General features: G+C 58.7%; 17 protein-coding genes, 3 rRNA genes and 1 pseudogene (1 of these 21 only partly in view). 15 read left to right on the top strand and 6 right to left on the bottom strand.

Annotated elements, in window-relative coordinates; genetic code table 11:
- Positions 1–17 precede the first annotated feature (17 nt).
- Positions 18–113, bottom strand: a pseudogene (locus tag GQ39_RS32685) (ABC transporter permease); the annotation flags it as partial.
- A gap of 375 nt (positions 114–488) precedes the next feature.
- Here GQ39_RS32685 and bcsE point away from each other — a divergent pair.
- The 10 genes from bcsE (at position 489) to GQ39_RS25800 (ending at position 14,957) form a co-directional block, all read left to right on the top strand.
- Positions 489–2,033, top strand: coding sequence for a cellulose biosynthesis protein BcsE (gene bcsE / locus GQ39_RS25845; protein ID WP_047535993.1), 1,545 nt, complete (start codon positions 489–491; stop codon positions 2,031–2,033).
- Complete coding sequence (bcsF, locus tag GQ39_RS25840) at positions 2,030–2,224, top strand: cellulose biosynthesis protein BcsF (RefSeq protein ID WP_047535991.1); 195 nt, start codon at positions 2,030–2,032, stop codon at positions 2,222–2,224. The genes bcsE and bcsF overlap by 4 nt, the downstream gene beginning before the upstream one ends.
- Positions 2,217–3,860, top strand: coding sequence for a cellulose biosynthesis protein BcsG (gene bcsG / locus GQ39_RS25835; RefSeq protein WP_047535989.1), 1,644 nt, complete (start codon positions 2,217–2,219; stop codon positions 3,858–3,860). Before bcsF ends, bcsG begins: the two co-directional genes overlap by 8 nt.
- Positions 3,830–4,084: a cellulose biosynthesis protein BcsR gene (gene bcsR / locus GQ39_RS25830; RefSeq protein WP_047535986.1), complete on the top strand. Its 255-nt coding sequence runs from the start codon at positions 3,830–3,832 to the stop codon at positions 4,082–4,084. The genes bcsG and bcsR overlap by 31 nt, the downstream gene beginning before the upstream one ends.
- A complete protein-coding gene (gene bcsQ / locus GQ39_RS25825; protein WP_047535984.1) occupies positions 4,081–4,800 on the top strand; it encodes a cellulose biosynthesis protein BcsQ in 720 nt (239 codons plus the stop codon). Before bcsR ends, bcsQ begins: the two co-directional genes overlap by 4 nt.
- On the top strand, positions 4,797–7,391 hold the full coding sequence (bcsA, locus tag GQ39_RS25820; protein WP_047535982.1) for a UDP-forming cellulose synthase catalytic subunit: 2,595 nt from the start codon (positions 4,797–4,799) through the stop codon (positions 7,389–7,391). The genes bcsQ and bcsA overlap by 4 nt, the downstream gene beginning before the upstream one ends.
- Entirely contained in the window at positions 7,388–9,694 is a 2,307-nt protein-coding gene (bcsB, locus tag GQ39_RS25815; protein ID WP_047535979.1) for a cellulose biosynthesis cyclic di-GMP-binding regulatory protein BcsB, read from the top strand. Before bcsA ends, bcsB begins: the two co-directional genes overlap by 4 nt.
- Complete coding sequence (bcsZ, locus tag GQ39_RS25810; protein ID WP_081997978.1) at positions 9,684–10,817, top strand: cellulose synthase complex periplasmic endoglucanase BcsZ; 1,134 nt, start codon at positions 9,684–9,686, stop codon at positions 10,815–10,817. Before bcsB ends, bcsZ begins: the two co-directional genes overlap by 11 nt.
- 38 nt (positions 10,818–10,855) lie before the next feature.
- A complete protein-coding gene (gene bcsC, locus GQ39_RS25805) occupies positions 10,856–14,407 on the top strand; it encodes a cellulose synthase complex outer membrane protein BcsC (protein WP_330218072.1) in 3,552 nt (1,183 codons plus the stop codon).
- A gap of 184 nt (positions 14,408–14,591) precedes the next feature.
- Positions 14,592–14,957, top strand: coding sequence for a hypothetical protein (locus tag GQ39_RS25800; protein WP_047535976.1), 366 nt, complete (start codon positions 14,592–14,594; stop codon positions 14,955–14,957).
- 141 nt (positions 14,958–15,098) lie between these two features.
- Here GQ39_RS25800 and lapD read toward each other — a convergent pair whose 3' ends face one another.
- Positions 15,099–17,045 (bottom strand): cyclic di-GMP receptor LapD, encoded by a 1,947-nt coding sequence (gene lapD, locus GQ39_RS25795; protein WP_047535974.1) that lies wholly within the window; start codon positions 17,043–17,045, stop codon positions 15,099–15,101.
- Between the two features lie 14 nt (positions 17,046–17,059).
- Positions 17,060–17,752, bottom strand: a complete 693-nt coding sequence (lapG, locus tag GQ39_RS25790; protein WP_047535970.1) for a cysteine protease LapG — start codon at positions 17,750–17,752, stop codon at positions 17,060–17,062.
- A gap of 196 nt (positions 17,753–17,948) precedes the next feature.
- Between lapG and GQ39_RS25785 the strand changes: the two genes are divergently transcribed.
- From GQ39_RS25785 to GQ39_RS25765, 5 genes are all read left to right on the top strand, one after another.
- Positions 17,949–18,659 (top strand): GntR family transcriptional regulator, encoded by a 711-nt coding sequence (locus GQ39_RS25785; RefSeq protein WP_047535967.1) that lies wholly within the window; start codon positions 17,949–17,951, stop codon positions 18,657–18,659.
- Between the two features lie 681 nt (positions 18,660–19,340).
- Complete coding sequence (locus GQ39_RS25780) at positions 19,341–20,117, top strand: DUF3050 domain-containing protein (protein WP_047535964.1); 777 nt, start codon at positions 19,341–19,343, stop codon at positions 20,115–20,117.
- Positions 20,114–21,043 carry a diiron oxygenase gene (locus tag GQ39_RS25775; protein ID WP_047535961.1) on the top strand — a complete coding sequence of 310 codons (930 nt, stop codon included), beginning with the start codon at positions 20,114–20,116 and terminating at the stop codon, positions 21,041–21,043. The genes GQ39_RS25780 and GQ39_RS25775 overlap by 4 nt, the downstream gene beginning before the upstream one ends.
- Before the next feature lie 12 nt (positions 21,044–21,055).
- Positions 21,056–24,472 carry a non-ribosomal peptide synthetase gene (locus GQ39_RS25770; protein ID WP_047535959.1) on the top strand — a complete coding sequence of 1,139 codons (3,417 nt, stop codon included), beginning with the start codon at positions 21,056–21,058 and terminating at the stop codon, positions 24,470–24,472.
- A gap of 29 nt (positions 24,473–24,501) precedes the next feature.
- On the top strand, positions 24,502–24,969 hold the full coding sequence (locus GQ39_RS25765) for an SRPBCC family protein (protein WP_047535957.1): 468 nt from the start codon (positions 24,502–24,504) through the stop codon (positions 24,967–24,969).
- A gap of 157 nt (positions 24,970–25,126) precedes the next feature.
- Here the strand turns inward: GQ39_RS25765 and rrf (GQ39_RS25760) are convergent.
- The 3 genes from rrf (GQ39_RS25760) to GQ39_RS25750 form a co-directional block, all read right to left on the bottom strand.
- A 5S ribosomal RNA gene (gene rrf / locus GQ39_RS25760) occupies positions 25,127–25,242 on the bottom strand.
- A 111-nt stretch (positions 25,243–25,353) separates the two neighbouring features.
- A 5S ribosomal RNA gene (gene rrf / locus GQ39_RS25755) occupies positions 25,354–25,469 on the bottom strand.
- A gap of 155 nt (positions 25,470–25,624) precedes the next feature.
- Positions 25,625–26,104: ribosomal RNA gene (locus tag GQ39_RS25750) — 23S ribosomal RNA — on the bottom strand; it runs 2,412 nt beyond the window's last position.

Genomic DNA, 26,104 nt, shown 5'->3' with positions numbered 1-26,104 from the left:
CGCCCGAGGTTGTGACTTCACCGCTGCCCCCCCCACCGCTTCTCTGTCACACGCTCAAGCGAATCAAACACCAGGCTCTCCACCCGTGACCCGATCAGAATCACCACCGCCATGGTCATTGGCTCATAAATGTCGCTTGCCGCCAGCCACCCATTTTCACCAACCGATTAAAGGCGCCAATAAAATGACTTAGCATCACCTCCCATCTGAAACTCAAGCACTCTGTTACGAAATATTGACACCGTCAGTTTGATATCACATTATTCGCCCGCTTCAAAACGGCTATATGTGCATGGCGCGGTGGTAGATTTCTCTGGCTTAGTTGATTGATGAGCGTTTTTTCATGATCTTATTAAGACGAGCATCGCCGCCAACAGCGATGCCTGGATACTCTTTGTCTCTTCGTTAGCAGCCGTCAAATTTTCCCGATACTTAACCACTCGAGTTGAGTGTTTTTCGTGCATTTCGGATGATTGGAGTAGAAGGCTGTGGGTCATGTCACGTTAGCCATCCGGCATCTACAGGATGAGGAGATGTTGCTTCGCAAGGGCGGGTTATATTGGATCGCCCTGGACCGTACGAGCGATGCGGAAATTCTTGCTCAACAGTTTCTATCAGCCTTATCCGAAGAACATATCGCCACGCTGATATGCAGCGGCACCGACCCCGAGACAATCGTCAAGACCTTGGCTGCAGACAGCGGCCCATCTGCGCTGCGCATGTTTTCCATGCCTCACGATGCCTCTGCTCGCAAAGCCTTCACGACCCTGACCTCGGACTTGAAACGAATCAAGATCGCACGCGGCAGTTATCTGCTGTTGATGGTCAATTCGGACTATCTGGACAATCTCGGCACTCAACAGTTACAGCATTGGTGTGAGAATACCCGACAATGGTTGTTAAGTATTAACTGCACACTTTTAGTTCTTTGCAGCGGTCAAGCGCCCTTATTGCATGAATGCTTGTCGCGTCTTAACGAACAACTTTCCGGTTTGGCGCAACTGTATCGCCAAGATGGCGCGATTCACTACCAACTGAACTTTTGGCACAGTGACTTGGGTGTTTGCGCCGCGCAAACATTTGACCTGGAAGTGACCGACAGCGGTTTTTCCTTGAGCGATTCGCAGCTATCCAGCCCCTCGAAAATCCGTACCGACGACCAGCGTATCTACCTGACCCAGCGATCCGCCCTTGAGGGATCGGCCCCGTTGTCTGAGCAATGGCGCCTTTTTGAACATCGTGCCGATCTCCTGCAGCAGGCTGCCCGCGCGCGCGCCGCCTGCGTGATCGTGACGCTGGAAAGCAACCAGGATGTGGAGCCGCTGGCTCGGCAATTACACGGATTACGCGAGCAATGTGGTGCCGCGCTGAAGATCATCGTGCGGGAAATGGAGTCTTGCCTGCGCTACCGCGACGAGCGTCTATTGCTGACTTGCGGGGCTAACCTGATCGTGCCTGCCAAAACCACACTGGCGAACTTCCTTAGCATGGTGGAAAGCGCCCAGGGACAGATCTGGCGTTATCGTCAGACCGCCGATATCCAGTCACTGTTTGCACGACTGCGTCCTCCGGCGCGACGCGGATTGTTGCCACCACGTGAGTTTATCGACCTGCTGGATGAGGTCTACGGTGGCACTTCGGGCGAGCTTGCTCATCAATTGCTGCGGTTGCGCCCCAGAGGCGACCTGAACATCGACCAATACTTGAGTCAGATCACCTTGCGCCGCTTCGGCGATGTCGCCTGCTCACTCGACGGAATGTTTTATCTGTTTCTGTTCGCTTGCCGTGGCGACGGACTGGAGCCGGCACTGGGCAATATCTGCCGCCTGCCATGGAGGGACATTTTCAGCGAGTGCAAGGTCCTGTCCGGCGTGGACGCGTTGCCGCGTCAGGATTTTGTCGATGCTCCCAAGATGCCTGAAGCATCACGCCTGGCCACCGGACAGGTAACCACTGATTTGACTCACGCCATCACCCAGAGCGGTTACGCGCCGCAACGCATTACGCTGCCGTTGTCGGAGCCGTGCCCATGAATTACGCCCAACTGCTCCAGGTTATCGCGGCAAGCTGCCTGATGACCGTCGCGTTTATGCTGGCGCTACGCAGTCTTTTGCAGCGCTTCAATCGCCTGCTTCAGCAGTATTTGTCACCGCGCTATCTGCAGCCGCGCGGGGTGCGTCGGCGCAAGTCCGTGTCGCCGGTTGAGCGTGACGCACATGAATAGTCCCGAGCGATTCGAAGTGGACAAGACAGCCGTACAAAGCGACTGGACCTGGCCGGGCCTGGGGCTGTGGAACCTGTATTTTCTGATTAAGCTGGCGATGTTCTGGGGCGGCTACCTGAACCTGCAGATTCTGCCGAACCTGGTCTTCGCCGCTGTATTGCTGGTGCCGCTGCGCAATCGATACCTGGCGCTGCTGCGCACGTTGATTGCCATACCCCCCGCTGTAGCGTTGTTCTATCAGGACACCTGGCTGCCACCCTTCAGCAGGTTACTGGACCAGCCAGGCGTGCTGAATTTCAGCGGCGATTATCTGCTCGACCTGGCCGGCCGTTTCATTGACCCGAACCTGTGCGGCGCATTGCTGCTGTTGGTGGTGGCATATTTCTTCGTGCGCCAGTGGCTGCGCCTGACCACCTTGACCCTGGCCGGTTTCGCCTGGCTGGGCGGAGCAGGGTTGATGGCAATGCATGCGCCGGTACAGCAGAGCACTACGCAAGCGCCGAGTACCGGTGGCGCACCGATTGTCAGCGCCGAGCCGGACAACGCGACACTCGACACTTATTTGCAAAATTTCTATAACACCGAGGCCGGTCGGCAGGTTGTATTCCAGCCATCACAGTCGGCTGCTCAGCCATTCGATCTGCTGCTCATCAATATATGTTCAATGGCCTGGGATGATCTGGACGCTGTGGGTTTGCGTAACAACAGCTTGCTGCAGCAGATGGACATTGTGTTCGAGAACTTCAACTCGGCCACTTCCTACAGCGGGCCGGCCGCCATTCGGCTGCTGCGCGCCAGTTGCGGCCAGCAGCCGCACAGCAAGCTTTATGACGTGGCACCCGAGCAATGCCTGTTGATGGATGACCTGCGCAAGCTGGGCTTCAACAGCGAAGTCATGCTCAACCACACCGGCCAGTTCGAAGGTTTTATCGACGAAGTGCGTGCCCAAGGCTCATTGCCAGCGCCGGAAGTCAGTGTCTCCAGTCTGCAACGTGCCCTGGTGGGTTTCGATGGTTCGTCAATCTGGCGTGATCGTGACGTACTGAACAAATGGTGGCAGCACCGAGAGGGGCAGAGTGATTCCAGGGTGGCGCTCTTCTATAACACCACGACGCTGCATGACGGCAACCGCAGCCTGACCCTCGATGGCGGCACGAAGAGCGCCGAGTACAAGCCCCGCGCCCAGGCATTGATCGATGACCTGAGCACTTTCCTTAAAGACCTGGAGAAAAGCGGACGCCGGGTGGCGGTGGTGATCGTGCCTGAGCATGGTGCGGCCTTGCACGGTGACCGCATGCAGATATCCGGAATGCGGGAAATCCCGAGCTCGTCGATTACCCACGTGCCGGTCGGCATCAAGTTAGTCGGCATGGGCAAGAACACGCGATCGGAGCCGATTCTCGTCACCGCACCGAGCAGTTATCTGGCGCTGTCGGAAATTATCTCGCGCCTGTACGCCGCGCCTCCCCAAGGCGATGGCCTGGGCCCGGACTGGCAGGCATTGCTGGCCGATCTGCCGCAAACCCCGGTGGTCTCGGAAAACGCTGGTACCGTTGTCCTCGACTACGCGGGCAAGCCTTACGTTCGGATCAAGGAGAATGGAGCTTGGCTTCCTTACCCGCAAAATCTCAAGTAAAGAACCAAACGCTCTCGCGCTACGAGCGAGCCGATGATATTGCCCGGCTTAAAGCCGAGCTGCACTTGCCGAGCCTGGAATACGTCGATGTCTCGGCATTGCTGGAATTAAGCCGCGCGCTCAAGCGCTGGCCGTTGCTGGCTGATTTCGCGATCACTGGCAATCAGCCGCCATTACCGGTTGCCCAGCCCGTACAACCGGGCAAGGTCGGAGCGCTTAAGTGACAGCACTGAGTATCTGCGGGGTACGTGGAGGCGTCGGTACCACTTCGTTGGTAGCCGCACTCGGTTATGCCCTGGAAAGCCTCGGTGAGCGGGTACTGATGATCGACATGTGCCCGGAAAACCTGCTGCGACTGCATTTCAATCTGCTGGATAGCGGGGAGTCGGGTTGGGCGCGGGCGATGCTCGATGGTCAGCAATGGCACAAGCAGGCCTGGAGCCTGACGCCGACCCTGCAGCTTTTGCCTTATGGTCGCCTGAGTGCCGATGAGTCCATGAGCATTGAGCAGCAACTGATCCATGACCCGCAGATCTGGTCCCGGCGCCAGGCGAGTCTGGCGGCCCACTTTGACTGGCTGCTATTCGACATACCGCAACGCTTGCCAGGGCACGGCACCATCGGCCCCTGCCTGCTCCCGATCCAGATAGCCGAGGCCGATGCCGCCTGCCATGTGCTGCTGTTGCAGCAGGCGGGCAGCAATCCCGTACTGGTGAACCGCTTTGATCCGGGCAGCCAGCTGCAACGCGATCTGTTACTCATCTGGCGTAAATTCTATGCAGCTCGTCTCTTGCCCCTGACAGTGCATGCTGATGAAGCCATGCGTGAAGCGCTCGCGTTCAAGCAGCCAGTGGGGCGATACGCACCGGAAAGCCTTGCTGCGCTAGATGCGCTGAGCCTGGCGACCTGGTGTCTGGCAAGACGCCGAGAGATGACATGATCACGCATTGGTTTCCTTACCTGTACCTGCGCCGGCGCTACGACTGCCACCCGTTGACGGCTTTGCTGCTGGCGTCGTGCACCGCGCTGGCCTGGCTGTTCCTGCGCCTGGAGTCGCCGGCCTGGCAGCGTCTGATCGAGCAGCGCCAGCGCTGGTATCCGCATCTGGCCAGCAAAGTCCCAAGTGTCGGTGACCCTTTGCGCATTGCCCTGCAAAGCCTGTGGTTACTGGTGTTCCGTCCCTGGCCGCAAGCCCGGCGGCGCACTGCACCGCAATGGATGCATCGCGTTGGCGATTCCAACCACCGCCTCTGGAGTCGTATCGGTGTTTTTCTCAGTGGCCTGCCGGAGCACGCCAGGGAGAGCAAAGCCGTACAGGATGGTGCCCAGTGGTGGCGCAACCTTCGTCCTCGCCAGCAACATTGGCTGAATTACAGCTGCGCCGCGGTCGCGTTGATCCTCTTGGTGGTGTGTATCACCGAGCCCTTCAACTACTTATCGCAATCGGTTTTCGTGATTTTGCTGTGGGTGGTCGCCATGGTGATCCGTCGCGTGCCGGGCCGGTTTCCGACGCTGCTGCTGATCATGCTGTCGCTCATCGTCTCTTGTCGTTACCTGTGGTGGCGCTACACCGCGACCCTGAACTGGGACAGTCCGCTGGATCTGGCCTGCGGCGTGTTATTGCTGATTGCCGAAACGTACTCCTGGCTGGTACTGGTGTTCGGTTACATACAGACCTGCTGGCCGTTGAACCGCCCACCGGCACAACTGCCTCGTGATACAGAGCTATGGCCTACGGTCGATCTGTTGATCGCGACGTACAACGAAGACCTGTCCATCGTACGCGGCACCGTGTATGCCGCCCTCGGTATCGACTGGCCCCGCGAAAAGCTGCGTATTTCGATACTCGACGATGGCAACCGCGAAGAATTCCGCTTGTTCGCTGAACAGGCCGGGGTGAATTACATCACTCGTAGCGACAACAGGCATGCCAAAGCGGGCAACCTCAATCAAGCCTTGAAGCAGCTCGATGGAGAGCTGGTGGCCATTTTCGACTGCGATCACGTGCCAGTGCGTTCATTCCTGCAACTTACGGTGGGCTGGTTCCTGCGCGACCCCAAGCTGGCGTTGGTGCAGACGCCGCATCACTTCCTGTCGCCAGACCCTTTCGAGCGCAACCTCGATACCTTTCGGCACCAGCCCAATGAAGGCGAGCTGTTTTACGGCCTGGTACAGGACGGCAACGACATGTGGAACGCCGCATTTTTCTGTGGCTCCTGTGCCGTGCTCCGACGTTCGGCGCTCGATGACATCGGTGGCTTTGCCGTGGAAACCGTTACCGAAGATGCCCATACCGCACTGCGCCTGCACCGAAAGGGCTGGAACTCGGCTTATGTGCGCATTCCCCAGGCGGCGGGGCTGGCCACTGAAAGCCTGTCCGCACATATCGGTCAGCGGATTCGCTGGGCTCGGGGCATGGCGCAGATTTTCCGCACGGACAACCCGTTGCTGGGCAAAGGCCTGACGTTCTTTCAACGCATTTGCTACGCCAACGCCATGCTGCACTTCCTCGCGGGCCTGCCGCGCCTGGTGTTCCTGACCGCGCCTTTGGCGTTCCTGCTGTTGCACGCCTACATCATCTATGCGCCTGCCTTGATGATCATTCTGTATGTGATCCCGCACATGGTTCATGCGAGCCTGACCAACTCACGCATGCAGGGAGAATACCGTTTGACGTTCTGGGGAGAGGTCTATGAAACCGTGCTCGCCTGGTACATCGCTCGGCCGACCACCGTTGCGCTGTTTAACCCCAAGAAAGGCAAGTTCAACGTGACCGCCAAAGGCGGCTTGATGGCTGAGGACCAGTTCGATTGGGGGATCGCCAAGCCGTATCTGGTGTTGGCGCTGCTGAATATCGTTGGCCTGGGTTTTGCGGTATGGCGTCTGATTCACGGGCCGGCCACTGAAATCGGGACCACGCTGGTCAGCAGTCTGTGGGTCATTTACAACTTGCTGATCGTGGGCGCTGCGGTGGCCGTTGCCGCAGAGGTTCACCAGGTGCGCAAGTCCCATCGTGTGCAGGCCAAATTGCCGGCGGCGGTGCGTCTGCAAAACGGGCGATTCTATCCCTGCATGCTGGTGGATTACTCCGAAAGTGGTACCGGCGTCGAGCTGGACGTTGAGCTTTCCCTGCCAATCGGTGAGCGGGTTTTCCTGATGATGCAGCGCGGCGAGCGCGAGTTTCTGTTCTCCGGCATCATCAGCCGCAGCCACAAGAACTTCATTGCCATCGCCCTGAACGAGCTGTCGTCGCAACAGAAAATCGATTACGTGCAATGCACGTTTTCCCGTGCCGATGCCTGGTTGAACTGGAACGAAAACTTCGAACCAGACCGGCCGCTGCATAGTTTCATCGACGTCCTGCGTCTGGGTGCCAGTGGCTACTACCGCCTGTATCAATATTTGCCTGCCTGGACACGGTACCTAGCCCGCCCGGTCATGCGTCTGCTCGCTTGGCTGATCAGCTATGTACCGCGCTTCGCCAAAGCCGCCCCCTTTTCTTCTACATCTCGATCGGTATGCGCCCCATGAGTCGCTATTTCAATTTCACGCTGGTAAGCCTGCTGTCGCTGGCAATGAGTTGTGCCCAGGCGCAGCCCATCAAGGAGCAAACCGCCAAGGTGCAGCCACCGGTTACGACGCCAGCGTCAGATTCGGCTGCAGTGAGCAACGTGCCAGGCTGGGACGTTTCGCGTAGTTTCGAAGAACTGGGGCGATTGACGGACAGTCTGTTGCTGGGCACGCATAACACCGATCAGTTTGAATTCACCATGCGTCGCGACCGCATCGCCAGCGATGCGAAGCTGCAGCTTGAATACACACCCTCACCGGGACTGCTGCCAACGCTGTCGCATCTGCGGGTCTACCTCAATGACGAGTTGATGAGCGTCATCACCATCGACAAGGAGCAATTGGGGAAAAAGACCGTCCGCCAAGTCGATCTCGATCCGCGCCTGATCAGCGACTTCAACCGGGTGAGGCTGGAGTTTGTCGGCCATTACACCGACATTTGCGAAGAGCCTTCCAATAGCGCGCTGTGGGTCAACATCAGCCGGGCCAGCCTGGTTTCCCTGAAAGAGCAGGCGTTGATCGTCCAGAACGATCTGGCTTATTTTCCGATGCCATTTTTCGATGCTCGCGACTATGACAAGCCTGTCCTGAATATGGTATTCGCGGCTTCGCCGACGCTTGGCGAGCAACGTGCGGCAGGCATTCTTGCCTCGTACTTCGGCAGCCAGGCCGCGTGGCGCGGCACGAAACTCCCGGTGTTGTTCGATCACCTGCCCGCAGCGACACCCGCCAAGCCGATAACCGCGTCCATCGTATTTGCCACCAACACTCACCGCCCCGCATTCCTGAGTGACCTGAAGCAGTTCCCGCCGGTCGAGGCGCCGGTGGTGCAGATGATCGACAACCCGACCGACCGCTACGGCAAGGTGTTGCTGGTGCTGGGCCGTGACGAGGCCGACCTGGCCGTGGCCGCGCAAGCGCTGGTGCTGGGTGGCGATCTGTTTCGGGGTGATCGGGTTGTTATCGACAAGGTGCAGCAGATCCAGCCACGCCAACCTTATGACGCTCCGAACTGGATGCGTACCGACCGGGCCGTTCGTTTTGCCGAGCTGATCAAGTACCCCGAACAATTGCGGGCCAGCGGCCTGCAGCCATTGCCTATCAGCCTGGACATTAACCTGCCGCCGGATCTGTTTGTGTGGCGCAACCAGGGCATTCCGCTGCAAACGAAATACCGCTATACGCCACCAGCGTCCAATGACGGTTCGCGTCTGAACATCAGCCTCAATAATCAGTTCATCACCAGCCTGCCGTTAGTGGCCAGCAGTAAGGACCGGCTCGAAGAATTGCGCCTTGCCGTGTTATCCAGCGAGTCAGCGAACATCAATGAAAAACTGTCGGTCCCGGCACTGAAAATCGGCGACCGCAACAACCTGCGGTTCAATTTCAGCTTCGCCACGACGACCAGCAGTTCCCAGCGGGATCGTTGCCAGACCTCGTTACCGGTGGACACTCAAGCGGTCATCGACGATCAGTCGACGATCGATTTGTCGGGTTATCACCATTACATCGCCATGCCTGATCTGGCAGCGTTTGCCCGCAGTGGCTTCCCCTTCAGCCGCATGGCGGATCTTTCCGAAACCGTGGTGATGGTGCCGCCGCAGTCCAGCGCTGTGCAGTTGAGCACGTACCTGGAAGCAATCGCCGGAATTTCGGCACGCTCGGGCCTGCCCGCGATCAATCTGACGTTGAGCGATAACTGGGAAGAGGCGTCGAAGCGCGATGCAGACGTGCTGATCCTCGGTTCTCTCCCTCCTGACCTTCGCGATAACCAGGATATGAATGTTTTGCTGGACCGCTCCCGGGACTGGCTGCTGAAAGCAAACCACCAGGGACCGGGTTCGTCGCAAACCACTAACGCAGGCAGTCCTGTTGCCAGTCGCGTCGAGGTCTCAGCCAAAGGCCCGATTGCTGCAATCGTCGGCATGCAGTCACCGTCCCACGAACAACGCAGCATTGTGGCCCTGTTGGCCAATGAAGATGCGGGCTTCCAGTTATTGCGCGAGACGCTCAATGACAGCGGCAAGATGGACGCGGTCGCGGGCTCGGTGGTGTTGATCCGTAGCAGTGGCGTTCAGGGCCAGATGGTCGGCGACCACTATTACGTCGGCAGTCTGCCCTGGTGGCTGATGCTCTGGTTCAAGTTGTCCGAGCACCCGATCCTGATCGCATTTCTCGCGGTGTCTGGCGTACTGCTCAGCGCATTCATGACCTGGCGTATCCTGAAATGGGCCGCTCGTCGTCGTCTGGCTTATGAAGAGTAAGTCGGTGAGAAATGCCCGGTCGCGACTTCTTGCGGCGGTTCTCCCCATCCTGGCATGGCCTGCGCAGGGTGCGAGCCAATGTGTTTGGCCGGCCTGGGAAAACTACAAGCAGCACATGATCAGCGCTGATGGGCGGGTTATAGACACGTCCTCTGCGCAGCAAATCACCACGTCTGAAGGGCAGAGCTACGGGCTGTTTTTTGCGTTGGTGGCCAACGATGGGGAAAGCTTTGACCGGCTGTTGACCTGGACCCGCAACAACCTGGCGGACGGCGATCTCAGCCGTCATCTTCCTGCCTGGGAATGGGGACTCAACAAGGACGGTCGATGGGGCGTGCTCGACAACAACAACGCCAGCGACGCTGATCTGTGGATTGCCTACAGCTTGCTGGAAGCCGGTCGCCTGTGGCGCAGGCCTGATTATCTGACGTTGGGCAATCACATGCTGTGGCGAAGCGCCGCACAAACCCTGCGCAAGCTGCCGGGGCTTGGCCTTATGTTGCTGCCAGGGGACGTCGGTTTCGAATCCAGCAAGGGCTGGCGCCTGAACCCCAGCTATCTGCCGCCACAATTGTTGTCCCGATTCGCGCTCATCGCACCGGTTTGGGCCGAAGTGGCGCAAAACTCCCGGCGCCTGTTGATCGAAGGCGCTCCCAAGGGCTTCGCACCGGACTGGTTGGTGTGGCAGGCCGGAAAAGTTGTTTCAGTCGATGGGAAAGGCGCACAGGGTAGCTACGACGCGATTCGTGTCTATCTGTGGCTCGGCATGTTAGCGGCCGATGCCCCCGGGCGCACCGACTTGCTCGATCACTTCAAACCCATGCTTGAGGCCACTGCCCGCCTGGGGTATGTGCCAGAACACGTCGACTCCGGCTCCGGCAAGTACAAGGGCTCCGGGCCGGTCGGGTTTTCGGCGGCACTACTACCGTTGTTGGCCACCGATGCATCGTCGGCGGCAGCACTGTCTGCCCAGCGTGAACGCCTGCGCCAATCGCCGCCATTGGCCGATGCCTATTACAACCAGTCGCTGCTGATGTTTGGCCAGGGCTGGGACGAACAGCGCTATCGGTTCGACAAGGATGGGCGACTTCAACCGAACTGGACGAGTACATGCACGCAGTGAACAGCGCCCCCCGAACCAGCGCACTTAAGGTTTTAATCTTGCGCTGCACACTGTTGCTGCCCTGTTTGAGCGGTGCCGCGCTGGCAGCGACGGCTCCTGTTACGCAACAAGAGCAACAGCAATGGCTGCTTCAACAGATGCGTATCGGTGAAGCGTTGCAGCGCGAAGACTTGGTTCGCGACTCTTTGGCGCGGTTGAAATTGATTGCCCCGGACAATCTTCAGGTTCTGGTGGGCGAAATACGCCAGGCGTTGGCTGACAAGTCTCAAACGCCGAACAGCGCCTGGATCGAGCAGCGATTGGCTCGCCTGCGCCAGCTGGCCCCGGACTCCGCGCAACTGCGCCAGGCTCAAGCACTGATCAAACTGCAGAGCCAGGACGGTCTGCGCCAGCTGCAGCAGGCTCGGCTATTGGCGGCTGCCGGGCGCTTCGAAGAAGCCAGCCAGGCCTTTGAGCAGCTGTTCGCAAAGGAGCCGCCGGACCTCGCATCGGCGCTTGAATACTGGAGCGCACGCAGCCGCATCAGCGGCGAGCGTGCGGCCGTGATCGGTCATGTGCAGGCGCTGGACCGGGAATACCCAGGCAATACCGCCGTACGACAGATGCTCGTCGGGCTATTGTTCGCCGAGGGTCGCAACGACGATGCCCTGGCCGTGTTGCATCAATTGGCAGCTGATCCCAAGGCCAGTGCCAATGCGGCCGAACGGGAATACAACTACCTGATCAAATTGCCGGTTGGCCCGCAAACGGCGCAGGCATGGCAAGCATTCATTCACTATTACCCGGACTCATCGTTCGCTAAAGACGCCAAGAAGCAGCTGGCGCAGCAACAAGGCTTGTTGGCCGATCCTGCCTGGCAGGCCGGCGTCAAAGCCAAGAGCCTGCTTGAGCAAGACAACGCCCCAGACGCTGCGGCCAAGGCGGCGACAGCCGAAGGACTGTTGCGCCGTGCCTTGAAGGCGTATCCGCAAGACTCAAGCCTTTATGGCGCACTGGGTATCGCGTTGATGCGCCAAAGCAAATACTCGGCGGCACACGAGGCGTTCTCCACGGCGCTGAGCAAGGAGCAGGACACCGATTACATCAGCAAATGGCAGGATCTACAGACTGTCACGCGCAACTGGATGATCCTGCAGAAAGGCGACGACGCCCTGCAACGCAAGGACTATGCGGCGGCGCGTAGCGCGTATCAACAATCGCGAAGCCTCAAGGCTGATTCCGCCGACCCATTGATCGGCCTCGCCAATGTGGCTATGGCCGAGTCCAATGAAATCGAAGCCGAAGCGTTACTGTTACAGGCGCGCAAGATCGAACCGGGCAATGGCAGCGTCGTGCGTGCCCTGGTCCGACTGTATCGTGGCCAGTCAAACGAGCGGGCCGAAGCCTTCCTCAACACCTTGCCCGCCAGCAACCAGCTTGAGTTTTCCAGCCTGCGTCGGAGCATTGAACTTGAGCGGCTGAATTTGCAAGCTGACCTCGCCAGTCAGCATTCGGACTGGGCTCAGTTGGCGTCCCTGCTGAAGAAAATCCGCGTGCTGGAGCCTGACAATCCCTGGACGACCTATCGCCTGGCCGCCGCCGAGATTGCCATGGGGCAACCGCGGGAGGCTGATAAAGCGTTCAGTGAATTACTGGCGCTCCAAAGCCGCAATCCTGAGGCTCGTTACGCCCACGGTCTGTACCTGGCCAACGAGAGCCGCGACAGCGAAGTGCTGGCCACCCTCAGGCAAATCCCGGCCGCCGCCTGGACCGATAACATGCGTGAACTGGAAACCCGGATCAAACGTCGGATGTTGATGGCTCAGGTCGAGCAGCTACGCAACGCCGGGCATGAGCCTCAGGCCATTGCATTATTGTTGCGTGACCCAACCGTGGATGATCTTGGCACCCTCGCCGACTGGGCGGCACAGCGTGAAGACTACGCCGAAACCGAACGTTACTACCGCAAAGTGCTCAAGCTCCAGCCGCAAAATGACGAGGCGCAGTTGGGCTTGATCGAAACGCAGATTGCCACCGGGCACATCCCACAAGCGCGTGCCGGCCTGGAAAAAATCGTCGTGCCGCCGTCGGCACCTGCCCCCTGGCAACGACGTCTATCCAACGCCTGGTCCGCGGTGGGTGAAAAGGACAAAGCCGCCGCGATGTTCGCCAATCTGCTGAAAACACCACAGACCGATCCGCTGATCTACCGCGATGCGGCGCGTCTGATGGCCAAGGATCAGCCGCAACAGGCACTGGATAATTACGCCCGCAGCATGGCAGCAGCAGGTTTGATTTCACCTGCCCAAGCCATCCCCCGCGACAACATAGCCATGACCGAGGCCAGTCGCGCCAAGGACAGCGATGAGTGGCTGGCGCGAAGCCTGCGCAGTGATGTCGACGAGCTTTACAAACAGCAGAACCCGACCGTCAATCTTTACCATGACTTCGCTTGGCGCACCGACAACACTGCACCGGGCATCTCCGACCTGACGACGCAGATAACCATTTTGCGTATCGATTCGCCGTTCGCTCAGGGCAAGGGTTTCGTTCAGGCCGAACAGGTGGACCTTGACGCCAGCGCCTTCGACACCGATGCCGATGGTTTACACCGGGAACAGTTCGGCACCTGCGCCGTGCAGTACCGGGTTAAGGCGACGGGTACGCCGGTGCCCAATGGCTGCCCCAGCACTTCACTGAGCACCAGCGGGCCAAGCCTCGCTGCGGGCTGGAAAAACGATCAATGGGCGCTCGATCTTGGCCATTCGCCGCAAGGTTTCGAAGTGGGCAACTGGCTGGGTGGTGTCGCGTACAGCAGTGACTGGAGGTCCATTGGCTGGACGTTGACCGCCTCACGCCGGCCCATGAGCAACTCGGTGGTGTCCTACGCCGGAGCCGTCGATCCGGTGACCGGTACGCGCTGGGGTGGCGTGACCAGCAATGGTGTGACCTTGAGTCTGAGCCATGATGAAGGGGGTGTTGACGGTGTTTGGGCCAGTTTCGGCAGCCATTGGCTGCGCGGCAAGAACGTGGTCGACAATCAGCGTCTTTCAGCCATGACCGGATACTATTACCGACTGGTCGACAGTGCCGACGAGCGCATGCGTACGGGTTTGACCCTTATGTATTGGGGTTACGACAAAGACTTGAGCGAGTACACCCTGGGTCAGGGCGGCTATTACAGTCCACAACAGTATTACTCCATCGGCATACCCTTCAGCTATGCCTGGCGTAATGCCAACTGGTCGACTCTGCTGGAAAGTTCGGTGGGCTGGTCCATCTCAAAAACCGATGGAAGCGATTTGTATCCTCTGGACGGTCCGGCGGGCAAGGTATTCAGCCAGGCCGCCGCCGCTGGATTGGAAATCGATCCAGACACGACCATGACCAAGGCCGGAAGCAGCAGCAGCGGCGTGAGTATCCGTGTGCAAGGTTTGGTCGAGCGCCGCCTGACCGATCACATGGTCTTGGGCTCGGGGATCTCCTTGCAACACAGCGAAGGCTACGCCCCAAGCCGGGTGATGCTGTACCTGCGTTACACCTTCGATGAATGGCAGGGCAACCTCCCGATGCCGATCGAACCCATAACGCCGTATTCGGACATGCGGTGATGAAGGGAGGTCTCACGGCAGCAACCCCTGGGCTCTAGAAGCGAACGCGTTCACGGTTAAGCTCACCGGGAGCCGTGAGTGACGAGGTCACGAGTATTCGGGGATGTGCGGTGAGCCCTCCATCGGCGCGATGTTGGCTATGCTGCTGACAGCATGATGCTGTTCACTATTGGGGGGATGATTGATGTTCTACGTGCAACGCAATGCAGAAGGCCACCTGATGCGCGTGGAAGCCGAAGCTTACGCCGAATCCACGGAAACGCTTCCGGCCGACCACCCTGACCTCCAGGCCTGGTTCGCCAGTGAAGTCATGGCCACCAGCCACAAACAACTGCTGCAAATTAAACAGCTCAAGCAACTGAGGCAGAGTGACCTGGAAATGATCCGGGTACTCGATGACTTGATCGAGGTGCTGATCAGCAAAGGCGTGATCCTGGTCACCGATCTGCCAGCGCCGGCGCAGGCCAAATTCATGGACCGCAGCCAGGCCCGTGAGGCCTTGGGTGGGCTGAGTCTTCTGGTTGAGGATGATGAGGAAGGGTTTATCTGACGCTTCGCTGACGTTACTGACGCCATCGCGAGCAAGCTCGCGCCCATCACTGGGCCGTCGCAGGATGCATGAGCAATACAAAAACCTGTGGGAGCGCGCTTGCTCGCGATGGCGGCATCAAAGACGACACAACCCCACGCCCTAAGCCCAAGGCTTGGGCTCTCCGACCAACCGCCCCTGAACCCCATACACACCCATCTCGCGAATCACCGCCAACTCCCCTTCGGTTTCGACACGCTCGGCAATCAACGGCAGATCAATACTGTGGGCGGCACGTTGAACGGCTTCGATAAACAGGCGTTTGTCGCTCTCCTGATCGATCGCGCGGATGTAGCTGCCGTCGATTTTCAGATAGGCCAATCCGAGTCTCGCCAGGTTGCCGATCATGCTGAAGCGCCCACCGAAATGTTGCAGGCTCAACGAGAACCCCAGTTCGCGCAAACGCCGCGTCAGGTCTTCGAGATCGGCTTGCTCCGGCAATTGCTCTTCGCCGATTTCCAGGGTCAGTCGTGGCCCCAGACGGGAATGCGAACGTAGCGTCTCGAACAGCGCATTCAACGCTTGCGGATCTTGCAGAGTCGCCAACGACAGGTTCAACGCCAGTGAATGTTCGTGATCGTCCATCTGTTCAAGCACCAGCTCCAACATCAGCCGGTCCAGTCGTGCGGCCCAACCGAACCGTTCAAGCCATGGCAGGAAACGTCCCGCCGGGATGCTCTGACCCTCATCGCCGATCAAGCGTGAAAGCACTTTGTAATTGAGCACCAACTGTGTGTCCTGACTGGCTACGACCGGTTGGAAATACAGTTTGAATCGCCGCTGATTCAGCGCCTGATCCAGCATCTTATGCCAGGCATGGTGGTCGTCACCGCCCCCGGCCAACGCACTGTGATCGAGGCAGACCCAGTTCGAGTCAGTCTGGCCCTCGGCCTGCGCCAACGCCTGGTCCGCCAGCCCGAGCACGGCTTGCGGGGTATCGCCATGAATAAAGGGTGCCAGGCCGATGGCGGCCACCGAGACCACGTCCGTGGCGCCGGTCGCATGCAGGCTGGCCAGGGCGCTGTCGAGGTGCTGCGCCAGTTGCAGGGCTTCCTCACGCACCAGCCCTGGCGCCAGCACGGCAAATTCGCCGCCTCGGATCCGCGTGACCAGATTTTGCGTTTCCGGGTATCTGGCGCACTCGCGGGACAACTGCTGGCCGACCGCTTGAAGCAACTGATCGGTGCGCTGCCCGCCCAGCCGTTGGTTCAAACCCGCCAGGTCCTGAACCCGCAACAGCAGTAAATAACCGGAACTGGCCTGTTCGGGATTGCTCACCCGTGCGTTCAATTGCATCTCAAAATAACGTCGATTGGCCAGCCCGGTCAGGCTGTCCTGATAGGACTCGATTCGCAGTTTTTCACTGCGTTCGGCCTGTTCCTGAAACAACGCCTTGAGCTTCTCGACCATCTGGTTCATGGCCAATACCACTCGACGCAATTCCGGCGTGCGCGGTAATTCCGGCAGGCTGAGAAACTCGCGACGGGCAATGGCGTGGGACTGCTGGACCATGTAATCCAGCGGCTTCAATTGCCGACGCAGCAACAGCGCGCCCAATACCGCGCTGACCACGCCACAACCCAGCAACCACCCCAGGCTGCCCAATGCGCTCTGCCACAGTTTGGCCAGTGCGAACATCGGGTGACTGATCACCTCGACCCGCGCGGCCTGCTCCCACCCACGACTGACAATCGCATCGCCGCCAGCGGGTTCCAGGCCAATGAGTTTGACGAACCAGTCCGGCACATGGGTATCGGCCGGAATGCCGCTGCGTTCGACCAGGGTTTTATCGCTGGATATATCGACCACTCGGATGCTCGCGTAATAACCGCTGTCGAAGATCGAGCTGACCAGTAACTCGGTCATCGCCGGGTCGTCGATGTTCGGCGTCAGGGACAGCGCCAGCGCCGTCGCCGCGTCCTGCGCGTGGGAGCGCAGTTGATTGACGTATTGGGTGCGCGAGCTCTCCAGGCTGACCACGAAGTTGCCGGTGAAGGCGACGACCAGAAACAGACAGATAGCGATCAACAGCTGTTTGAACAAAGACATCTGTGGGCGTGCTCCTAGTGGGTCGTCTCGACCGGGAATCCTTCGGCCTGCATTTTTTTCAGCACATCCTGCCATCGGGACAGACGTTTGGTGTCACCAACCATCTGATTACCCTTGGCACCCGGTAACCACAACCCTTCGGCATTGAAAGAGTAGACCGGCAGCAAGTCCTTTCGTTGGCTGGCCGGCCTGATCACGTCGATCAGGCTGTCGAGCACCAGCGGCTCGGCGTCCGGGCTGGAGTAGTAGGTCAGCACCATGTGCGCGCGATTCAGGCTCAACGCCTTTACGTAGGTGATGCGCAGCTTGTCACTGGAGACGCCGAGGTGGCGCAGGCTGAAATATTTGGCGATCGCGTAATCTTCGCAATCGCCAGCGCCTTTCCACAGGGCTTCGATGGGCGTTTCCCAGTAATCGACCTGGCGCCACAGGTCGATGTCCTCGACGTAGCGCACTTGTTTGTTGAAAAAGCGGTTGACCACATTGAGCTTGTCCAGCTCGCCGACCTGCTTCTGGGTGGCCAACAAGTGTTGCCAATCATCAATGCGCTGCTGACCTTCGCCCAAAGGGCCGTACAATGCCCGCGCCCGACCGCTGATCAGGGAAAAATCCCAATCGGCATGCACCCCGCCCAGCAGCACGCCGGCCAGGAGCAAGGCGCCGCACAGGCAGCGCAATATCCGGGAGATCGGGAAACGTACCGCCAATGCAAGGCATCCAGGGTAGTCAGGTGAACGTCGGTTGATGGTGTCGGTTCGCCCGTTAAAAAACAATGGCACGCTGAGATCAACGACCACGCGCTAGACTATGACAAAGCCCCCTATGTTGGGCGTTTGACAACCTGTCCGGCAGTCACTAGTGTCAGTTGGATCCAAAAACCTCAATCAATCAGGGTGCGTAGTAGTGACACAAAAGCCCAACCCTCTCGGCAGTATCAAGGTCAACGGGCCGATTCCCGCTCATCTGGCACGCTCAGTGATAGAACAAACCCTGCGCTCAGCCATTCTCGACGGTCGTATTCCCTGCGGTACGGCCTTGCGCCAGCAAGACCTCGCCGACTTGTTTGGCGTCAGCCGCATGCCGGTTCGCGAAGCCCTGCGCCAACTCGAAGCCCAGGCACTGCTCAACGTGGTCGCCCATAAAGGCGCGGTCGTTGCGCCGCTGGTGCAGGGCGACGCCGCTGAAACCTATGCACTGCGTATCCTGCTGGAGTCCGAAGCGCTGCGCTTGTCGATTCCCTTGCTCGAAGACGAGGATCTCGCCCAGGCTTGCCGCTACATCGACGAGTTGGAAACGGAAACTGACTACACCGAAATCGGTCGACTCAATCGCTTGTTCCATATGTCGCTCTACAGCAAGGCCCCCAATCGCCGGCTGTTGACACTGGTCGAAGACGGCTTGAACGAAGAAGAGCGTTTCCTGCGCTTCAATCTGGAAGCCATGGGCCTGGGCCAGTTATCCCAGGAAGATCACCGGGCGCTGCTGCGGGCCGCCGAAGACCGGGACGTCGAAAGGTCGGTAACGTTGCTGGAAAACCACCTCAATCGTGGGGTCGAGGTCATTACTCGCTACCTGGGCAGCCTTGAAGCCCAGAACATAAAAACCTCCAAGTGACACCAATCGGCCTGTGACGAGGGAGCTTGCTCTCGCCGGGCTGCGCAGCGGCCACAAAACCTGCACACGGTTTCTTTAGTACCTGAAAGCGAACGATCCCCCTACAAATTTCCCGCCTCTACCTTCCTTTCCCATCCGCACACCTCGGTGATAGCGGCTGCCTTGAATTACGCTCACTCTTGGGTCGACAACGAACGATGACCGGGTCAAGCGCCGCAACCGCGGCGCGGTCCTCGCACCAGAAACCTACGGAAGGAGCCTTGCCACGGGAGCGGAAGAGTCGGTGTCACCCCCGACACATCTCCCTTAGTCAAATCACCTCAACCCTTCAAATCAGAAAGTTGCTTCGAGTGAGGCATTCACTCTTCATTTAAATTCTGACTTATATAAGACGGAAGGAGCAACGACATGCCAATAAAACTTATATAAGAAGTTTTATTGAAACTTCTCGCACTCGAGAAAGTTTAACTTTAAAAACCCAACAAAATAACTTGCCCAACACTTAATTTATGTACTAGTTTTTTCCACGCCGCCCATGCACACCGACGGCAGCACCATATAACGCTGGTCCAAATGCAACTAAACAGATCAATTCATTTGAGGTACGCCCTCGCCAACAGAAAAACAATATCAACAGTTAGTGCGCAACTACAGTCCATCTGACTATTTAGAGGTTCGCCCATGAAACCAACTAAAGACCGTCTCAACCAGAAGAAAGCCGAGCTTGGTTCACACCCGATTTTCTCGGAAATACATTCACTGTCCGTATTGCAACGCTTCATGGAAACCCATGTGTTTGCCGTGTGGGACTTCATGTCCCTGACCAAGCGTCTACAGCAGGAATTGACGTGCATCCAGCTGCCGTGGCTGCCGCCGCAAGATCCACAGGCCGCTCGGTTAATCAATGAGATCGTGTTGGGCGAAGAGTCCGACGACCGTCCGGTCCATGGTCACTACAGCCATTTCGAACTGTATCTGGATGCGATGCGTGAAGTCGGCGCCAGCACCTCCGCCATCGAGCACTTCGTCGCGCTGCAACAAGAAGGCGTGAGTTACGACGTGGCGTTGCAAAGCGTGAACGTCGATCCAGCGGCGGCTCGGTTTGTACGCCATACGCTGCACACCGCGCTACATGCGCCAGGCCATAGCGTGGCGGCAGCGTTTCTACACGGCCGCGAGAGCGTCATTCCGCAGATGTTCCAGCGCATTCTCGACGATTGGGGCATCGGCATCGAACAGGCGCCGACCTTCCGCTATTACCTCCAACGACACATTGAAGTCGACTCCGAAGACCACGGCCCGGCCGCGGAAAAACTCCTCGCCCGGCTGGTCGATGGTGATCCGCAACGGCAGGAAGACGTGTATGCCAGCGCCATCGCCGCGGTGGAAAGCCGCATCGCTCTGTGGGACGGCCTGCGCCTGAGCATGAGCGAACACCTCGCGCAGGTGAACGCATGAACGCCGCCGACTACCAGTCCTTCGCCGACGCGTGGGAAAGCCGCGCGACCATTCGCACCCGTCCGCGTCGCGTGCTGGAGAACGACGACAAACTGATCTACCCATTAAGCCGCCAACCGCTGGTGCTCAGTGATAGTTTCCAGCGTGCGTGCCCGGAACAGCGCGACTTCGCCCTGGTGCAGACGCTCTACAAATTCATCAACGACGTGGTGATTTTCGAAACCGAGATCGTCGACAAGACCGCCCGCAGCATCGCCAAGAATCGCTTCGACGTGGCCTTCCCGTTCGCCTGCCGTTATGACGCCATGACCGTCGTCGTGGACGAGGATTACCACGCGCTGGTGGCGATGGATTTCATGCAGCAGACGGTCGCCATGACCGGCATTGCCCCCATCGAACTGCCGGGCGAAATCGAGCTGAGCCGCGCAATCCCGACGGCCGTGGCACTCGCGCCGCAGCACCTGCGTGGCGCTGTGGAGCTGATCTGCGTGGCCATCGCCGAAAACACCGTGACCGGCGATGTGGCGGCCTTCGCCAAGGACGATACGGTCAAGCAGTCGATCAAGGGCTTGATGGCCGATCACTTGTTGGACGAAGGCCGGCACTCCGGTTTCTGGTCGCGGATGGTGCGCATCTACTGGCACACCGCGAGCGAAGAAGACCGCCAATGCATCGCACGGATCCTGCCGGTGTTCATCGGCCACTACCTGACCAACGACATCCAGAAGTCCTTCGACTTCCGGTTGATCGATGCCTTGCGAATCAGCGACACGGCGCGGCACGCCCTCAAGCGTGAAGTGTCGGGGCTGGCCTTCCCGATCAATCGCCATCACCCGTTGGTGACCAACATCGTGCGGTTCTTCCACAGCAGTTCGCTGCTGGATTCGCCGTGCGTGCAACGCGCCTTGAGTGACTACCTGATTTGAGGAGGAGCCAACATGAGACGTCTCGACATATTGCTCGTTGGACACAGCCAGGCCCTGACCGACCTGGCGCTGGAACTCGAACAACACGGTCATGTACTGACGCGGGTAAAGGACGGCGATGCGCTGATGCCAAAGCCCGTGGACTTGTTGATCGACGACGCCACATTGACGGTTCATCGCTTCGAGGATGTACCGCGACTGACGCTGCAACTGGGCATCGGTTTGCCGGGCGCTTCCGGGCTGCCGTCGCTGGACTTGCTGTGCCTGCACAATTGCACGCTGGTCAGCCGTGTCCCGATGGCCGATGAACCCTCGGGCAATGGCCAGTCCTTGCGCCTGCGCGCAGTAGCGGAACTGGTGGATCACGTGGCGCTGCTGGTCAGCCGCTTCTCCAGGGACGCCGACTGTTTTTTGCTGGCCGGTCCCCCCCCTTCGGCGTCATTCGAGCGCGTGGAAAGTCTGCTGTTTCTCGAGAGCCTGGCATTTGTGCATCGGCTCAATGCCACCGATGAACCGCGCCTGCTGCAATTGGCACAGACGCCAATGATCGAGCGGCTGGAGCAGCGATTGACTCGGTCTGCCGATTGCCCTGCGCTGAACATTGCCGGCACATCAATCGACTACGGCCAACTGCATAACCACAGCCGAGCCATCGCCCAGCGTTTGCAACCGCTGCTGGCCCGGCATCCAGGACCCATTGTGGTGGGCATCTGCCTGCCCAAATGCAGCGCGTTGTACGCGGGAATTCTGGCGATCCTCGGGTGCGGCGCAGTGTATCTGCCACTGGAGCCGAGCCATCCGTTACAGCGTCAGCAATACATCCTGTCGAACGCCGGCGCGGTCTTACTGCTGCATGACGGGCAACATCCGCTCTCATCAGAAATGCCGGGGCTGGACATTACCCTTATCGACGTCGATGACGCGGATCCCGATCAACCGCTGATGCACCAATGCCCCAATCTCGACGCACCGTGCATGGCGCTCTACACGTCGGGCACGACGGGTCACCCCAAGGGCGTGCTGCTCAGCCAGGCCAATCTCGCCCACTTCACGGCGTGGTACGCCGACTATGTGCAACTGACCGGGCAAAGTCGGGTGCTGCAGTTTTCGTCGCTGAGTTTCGACTCTTCGTTAATCGATATTTTCCCGACCCTGCTGCAAGGTGCCGAGTTGATCGTGCCCAGCGAGGACCAGCGTCGCGACACACTGCAATTGGTTGAGTTGATCCGCCATCAACGTCTGAGCCACGCCTTTTTGCCGCCGGCCTTGCTGAGCATCCTGCCGCTGGAGCAACTGCAAGGCCTCGATCACGTGATGACCGGCGGCGATGTCTGCGAGCCATGGGTCATCCAGCAACTGACCCGCCAAGGCACGCTCTACAACCTGTACGGCCCTACCGAAGCCACGGTGCTGATTACTGCGCGACGACTGCGGACCGGCGATAACAATCGGTCGCTGGGCGGCCCGATCGCCAACAGTCGGGTGCTGATTCTCGATGAAGACTTGCAGCCTGTTAGCGAACAGACCGTTGGCGAGTTGTTCATCGTCGGGCCGGGTGTTTGCCTGGGTTACCTGAATAATCCGCAGCAGACCGCCGAACGTTATCTGAGCTTGAGCCTGCCCGATGGCCAAAGCCTGCGTGCCTACCGAACCGGCGACATGGCGAAATGGACCCCTGAGGGGGTCGAGCTGTGCGGACGGCGTGATAATCAAGTGAAAATTCGCGGCTTCCGGGTCGAGCCGGAGGAAATCGAACGCTGCCTGCGCGACAGTCAGTTGTACCGGCAGGTGGCGGTGGTCATCGACGCCCAGCGACGGATTCTGGCCTTCCTCGCCCAGCCTCAGGAAGATCGAATCGGTGCCGCTCGCCAAGCACTGAAGACCCATGCGGCGCAGCACTTGCCGGACTACATGCAACCCATCGCCTGGACCGAAATGGCGAGCATGCCGTACGCCAGCAACGGCAAAATCGATCGCAAGGCACTGCTGGAACTGCCGATCACCGTCAGCGAAAGCACCTCGCGACGCTTGCCTGTAAGTGCCGATGAAGCACTGTTGCTGCAGATCTGGGCCGAGCTGTTGGAGTTGCCGAGCAGCGATATTTCCACCGACGAAAGCTTCTTCAATCTGGGCGGTCACTCGATCCTGCTGTCGCGCATGCTCCTGCGTTTACGCGAGGAGTTCGGTCGCAGCATTTCGATCAACCGCTTCATCGAGCTGCCCACCATCACCAAGCTGGCGACGCTGGTTCGCGGCTCCGGTAGCGAAGAGGTGTTGAGCCCGCAAGCCATGGCCGATGTCCTGCGCGAACTGGAGGTGCAGCCATTGCCCGCCAACCGCCTGAGTGATGTGCATAAAGTCATCGTCACCGGTGCCAACAGTTTTGTCGGCGTCCATATTGTCGAAGCACTGCTGGCGTGGGGTGCCAGTGAAGTCGCATGCCTGGTGCGCGACAGCGATGGGCAACCGGCTTCCGAACGGTTTGCCCATGCGCTACGGGATAACCGTCTGGAGCATTTGGACCTGAGTCGGGTACGGGTATACGCAGCGGACATCACACGTCCCCAACTGGGGCTGGCCGCTGATGTATATGAGCGGCTGGATCGAGAGTTCGGTGCATTGGTGCACAACGCCGCCAACGTCAATCACGTGCTCGATTACGAGTCGTTGGCGCGGGATAACGTCGAGCCGATTTTCGAGTGCCTGCGACTGTGCGAAGGGCGTAGCAAAAAGATCTTCAACTTCGTCTCGACGCTTTCGGCCTCGAGCACCATCTCCGCCGAAGGTCGGGTGCTTGAGTTACCCGCGGCACATACCCCGCCGATCTACATCAAGAATGGCTACAACCTGTCCAAGTGGGTCGGCGAACGGATTCTTGAGCGCGCGCGGGAGCGCGGGGTATGGGTCAATCTCTATCGCCCCGGCAACATCAGTTTCAACAGCGCCACAGGCGTGTGCCAGCCGCACAAGAACCGTTTGATGCTGATGCTCAAGGGGTCGATCCAGCTCGGGCAGGTGCCGGCATTCGCGCTGAATTTCGACCTGATGCCGGTGGATTTTCTCGCCCGTTTTATCGCCTTTCATGCCAGCCGTTATCAGCCGCAAAGGCCGGTGTTCAACCTGCACAACCCCGAACCGCTGGAGTGGGGCACCTACGTTGCCTCCTTTCGCGAAGCGGGTCGCGAATTTTCCCTGGTCAGTGTCACCGATTGGCAGCAACAACTGGGTCGGGTCGACAGCGACAACGCGTTGTTCGGGGTGTTGGGTTTCTACCTCAATGGCTTCGAGGAAGACATCGGCGACATCTCCATGATCGGCCATGACAACGCCAAGGCTGGCGTTCGGCAAATGGGCGCGTGTTACCCGGAAAAGTCCCCTGCACTGCTGCGACGCGGTTGCGACTATCTCAAAGAGATCAATTTCATCTGATCCATCCCAACCAAGAACGGAGAAAAACCATGAGCACTCTGCAACCCGACACCCTGATCAAAAACCCGCAAGGCTGCCAGGTGGTGTCCTCGGTGGAAGTACCAGTCGATGCCGCAAAAGTCTGGGCCGTGGTCGGCAACTTCGCCGGCTTCGATCAATTCATCCCGGCGCTGTCGCACATCGAGATGACCGGCGAGGGCGTGTCGTCCCTACGCAAGAAGTTCTTCAAGGACGGCAACCTGGTGGTCGAGCAACTCAACTCCCGAGACGACCAGGCTCTGAGCATGACTTGGACCACGATTTACAACACCTTGGGCGTGGCCAATTTGTGGGCGGCCATGAACGTGGAATCACTGGGAGCAGGTCAATCGCGGGCCACTTGGACGATCATTGCCGAACCCGCCCAAGGTGGTGCTGATGCGCTACCTGGGTTCAAGGATTTCGTTCAGGGCTTTGCCGATGATGCGATGAATAATGTGTTGAAGGTGTTTGCATAAGGCTGGGCTTGCTTCTCTGCCAGCCGACCACTTCGGTTGCTGCTACAAAGCCAGCCTCTGAGTCCAGGGGCCGGCTTTTTTGTGGCTGATGATTTTTGACTGGTCCAGAACGACAAAACCCCTACCTGCATCTGCAGATAGGGGTTTCGGAATTTAATCTTGACGATGACCTACTCTCACATGGGGAAACCCCACACTACCATCGGCGATGCATCGTTTCACTGCTGAGTTCGGGATGGGATCAGGTGGTTCCAATGCTCTATGGTCGTCAAGAAATTCTGTGTGCCGGTCCGCCTGTAATGGCGTGCCAACGAATTCTTGATGCTTCTACTATTAAAGACAAAACCCCTACCTGCATGCGCAGATAGGGGTTTTGGAATTTAATCTTGACGATGACCTACTCTCACATGGGGAAACCCCACACTACCATCGGCGATGCATCGTTTCACTGCTGAGTTCGGGATGGGATCAGGTGGTTCCAATGCTCTATGGTCGTCAAGAAATTCGGGTACCGAACCGTCTTTCGACGCTTCAGCAAATTGGGTATGCGATAGTTTGTGCGGCTTTTGTGAATGGTTGCGAACTTTCGGTTCATTGCGTCTTCACACACCGCAATCTGGTGCCTTTTCAGGTCAGCAAATTGCTTGGGTGTTATATGGTCAAGCCTCACGGGCAATTAGTATTGGTTAGCTCAACGCCTCACAGCGCTTACACACCCAACCTATCAACGTCGTAGTCTTCGACGGCCCTTCAGGGGACTCAAGGTCCCAGTGAGATCTCATCTTGAGGCTAGTTTCCCGCTTAGATGCTTTCAGCGGTTATCTATTCCGAACATAGCTACCCGGCAATGCCACTGGCGTGACAACCGGAACACCAGAGGTTCGTCCACTCCGGTCCTCTCGTACTAGGAGCAGCCCCTCTCAAATCTCAAACGTCCACGGCAGATAGGGACCGAACTGTCTCACGACGTTCTAAACCCAGCTCGCGTACCACTTTAAATGGCGAACAGCCATACCCTTGGGACCGGCTTCAGCCCCAGGATGTGATGAGCCGACATCGAGGTGCCAAACACCGCCGTCGATATGAACTCTTGGGCGGTATCAGCCTGTTATCCCCGGAGTACCTTTTATCCGTT

The organism is Pseudomonas sp. 11/12A, assembly GCF_000800055.1.
GTDB classification, from domain to species: Bacteria; Pseudomonadota; Gammaproteobacteria; order Pseudomonadales; family Pseudomonadaceae; genus Aquipseudomonas; species Aquipseudomonas mohnii.
This window is presented reverse-complemented; position numbering and strand designations above follow the sequence as displayed.